We start from the raw sequence: 2,722 nt of genomic DNA, 5'->3' as shown, positions 1-2,722 counted from the left end.
TGTGGGATGCAAACAGCGCCAAAAATTAACTCTTGACGCCATAGTCTCTTGTTATAGCGTAATTATTTGCTCTCTGAAGACAAAAAATGGGTTGCACAAAGTTTATTACCTGAAGGATCTCGTAAATAAGCCAAATAGAGCTTTCGGTCTCCACTGATTCGGATCCCTGGTGGATCCTCACAAGTAATGCCTCCATTCGCTATACCTGCTGCATGCCATGCATCAACTAATTCAGGACTACTAACTTTAAAACCAATCGTTATGCCATTACCATGAGTAGCTGGTTCACCATTTACTGGATTCGTAATGCCTAAAGTACTTTCTTTATTACGATAGAAACAGCGGCCTTTCGCATCAATAAAACCATTCGAGTAACCAAGAACGGCAATAATGGCATCATAAAAAGCCTTTGATTTCTCTATATTATTTGAGCCGATCATTATATGACTAAACACAGTAATTCCCTTTCTTAAATGAAGTTATGACATACTCTGCAACATCGAATCATCTCTGTCTATGCCAAAATGAACAGTAAGCTATAACGCCCGGCTAAGGGGTTGACAACGCATTGCCGAACTCAAAAAACACACCGTAAACACTGAACTGCAATTTTGCACTAAAACCGCCAAGCGTTGGCAATCCCTCTTGAGCCGTTTGTTATGCAAATTCAATGAGATAAACTGAATTTACACGACCAAAAGCCACAATTGCAATGGTTGAGTGATTCAAGAATCAACCCAAGCAAGAACTGCGATAAATAAGCCGCCAAAACAAAGTTCACCTTTCAACAACAAACCAAGCTTTTGAATCAGGAAAACTCAACAAGCAAGACTTTCTGCAAGTGCAAAATGCTCGATTAACTGCCCTTTCCACACTTTGTGCCCGCTAAATTCACAACAAACCAGCACCAAAACTGATTGAGGCAAACAAAGAAATTTGCCTGTTTTACGGTTTGAGTTAACCACGAATTTGAAGGTAAAAAAGCTCATTTGCCGACAACACAAAACGAATGGCCGGAGAAATCCTAAAAAGATTGAACCCCCAAATTCCCCTGAGTTGCATAACGCCGCATTAAGGTGTGAGCAACGTAGTCACGAAACTTAACCATACCACCATAAACACAAAACCCAACGGTGACATCAAAATGCCAAGCGTTGGGAATCACTCTTAAATGCTTTGTTATGTGCTTTGACAGGTACTAGACTGACTTAACCTTAACCTCAATCACTTCAACTTTTACTCTGACAACTCGACCTGAGTATGTTGGTTTGTAAGAGCTACTGGATAGTAGTTCATAGTATTCAGAAGATGAGTAGGTTGTTCTAGAAGTGCGGTTTCGTTCGCAATCAGTGCGTTCTCGATCGCGTTCGCTACGGATCATACTAGGTACTAACATTTCTCTACCTCCGAGTCTCTAAACATACTTTCATCTTGAGCATCGCTTCTCATTAGACATAGTTCATAAACGGCTTCTGAGATAGTTACTGTTAATGGTTTCATCAAAGCCATAAAGTCATTTTCATTACGTTTTGCCAAGTGATTTCTGTTTCTATAAACGTTTAGCACACCAAACACTTTATCACCAGCCCGATGCAAAGGGAATGAAATAATGGATTGGGCGAAAGTTTCCTTACAATAGTAACTTTTGAGCTCTTGCTTTAAAAAGTCGGAGATATGTTCGATGGCATCTATTTCGTCATGTATTTCTGTATTGCAGCAGCTTATGTATTGCGCCTGCTGAGTCGCATATGCCTTGGGTGCCCCAGGCAAGTTTTGCTCAGGATATCGACAATCTGTATCGTGTAATGTTACAGGCAAGGCGATAGGGCTTCTTTTCTGCGCAAGAGTATGGATCCCTTGCTCTTCTGAATAATGTATATCTAGCCGCTCATCAACAAATAACACACCATTGACGTCAGTAAGAATACCCTCTGGCTTAAATGCCATAAAGAACCTTTCTGAATGCTTCCACTCATAAGGTCCTTCGCTAAACTGTTTCAGGGACTCCTCGGCATCACAATAAATCATAACGTTTACTCGATACTCGATTTCCGAGTCAAACACAGTACCTTGAGTATCCCATTGCTTAGTGATCCTAATTAACAGCTCATTCATCTTACATACGATACCCTCACATTCATTGACCGAAGAGATCAACTCTTTCTTCGAACTGTACTTTCCATTTGATAGTCTCTGGATATCAGATAAGAACGCTCTCATCGCCAAATATGTCGTTTCAAACTGAGCTAGATATTTCTGAGGTGGCATCGTATGTAAATACTCCATAATAAAATGGCTATTCGTTGTTTGATCCGATAATTTTCTATCCAGCGCTATATGCTTATCATTTAGTTCTTTTTGGCTAGCATTCTCCCAAAAATAGCCAAGGAAAAATGTTAGTCCAATAGTCAGAATATAGAGAACTAAACTTGTTAAGTCAGTCGTCTTGAGTTCAACTGATGAATTGTGATTTAAAGAAATATCCCAGAGGCTTTTTATTGTCTCAGTCGCAGAAGGCATAAATGCACTTACCGCAGCGAAGAGAGTGCCCATTGCGATTGCTTGTAGTGCTCTATTTCTAGTCATGGTTAGTATGAATTATTATTTGATAATCAATTATATATTATGAAAATCTGCATGGTAAAGGATTACATGAGACACTGGCACATAACGCCGCGTTAAGTAGTGAGCAACATTGCCACCTAACCTAAACCATTGTGCC

At 39.9% G+C, this 2,722-nt stretch carries 3 protein-coding genes; all 3 read right to left on the bottom strand.

The genetic code is table 11. The features are described 5' to 3' along the window. Window positions 1–62: 62 nt before the first annotated feature. The 3 genes from CDZ87_RS16475 to CDZ87_RS16470 all read right to left on the bottom strand — a co-directional run bounded on the left by CDZ87_RS16475 (window position 63) and on the right by CDZ87_RS16470 (window position 2,553). Entirely contained in the window at window positions 63–455 is a 393-nt protein-coding gene (locus tag CDZ87_RS16475) for a VOC family protein (protein ID WP_172953603.1), read from the bottom strand. A gap of 743 nt (window positions 456–1,198) precedes the next feature. Further along, window positions 1,199–1,396 (bottom strand): hypothetical protein, encoded by a 198-nt coding sequence (locus CDZ87_RS17090; protein ID WP_157806491.1) that lies wholly within the window; start codon window positions 1,394–1,396, stop codon window positions 1,199–1,201. Then, entirely contained in the window at window positions 1,390–2,553 is a 1,164-nt protein-coding gene (locus CDZ87_RS16470; RefSeq protein WP_157806490.1) for a hypothetical protein, read from the bottom strand. Before CDZ87_RS16470 ends, CDZ87_RS17090 begins: the two co-directional genes overlap by 7 nt. Window positions 2,554–2,722: the final 169 nt, after the last annotated feature.

It is taken from the genome of Vibrio salilacus, from assembly GCF_002811245.1.
Taxonomy (GTDB): Bacteria; Pseudomonadota; Gammaproteobacteria; order Enterobacterales; family Vibrionaceae; genus Vibrio; species Vibrio salilacus.
This window is presented reverse-complemented; position numbering and strand designations above follow the sequence as displayed.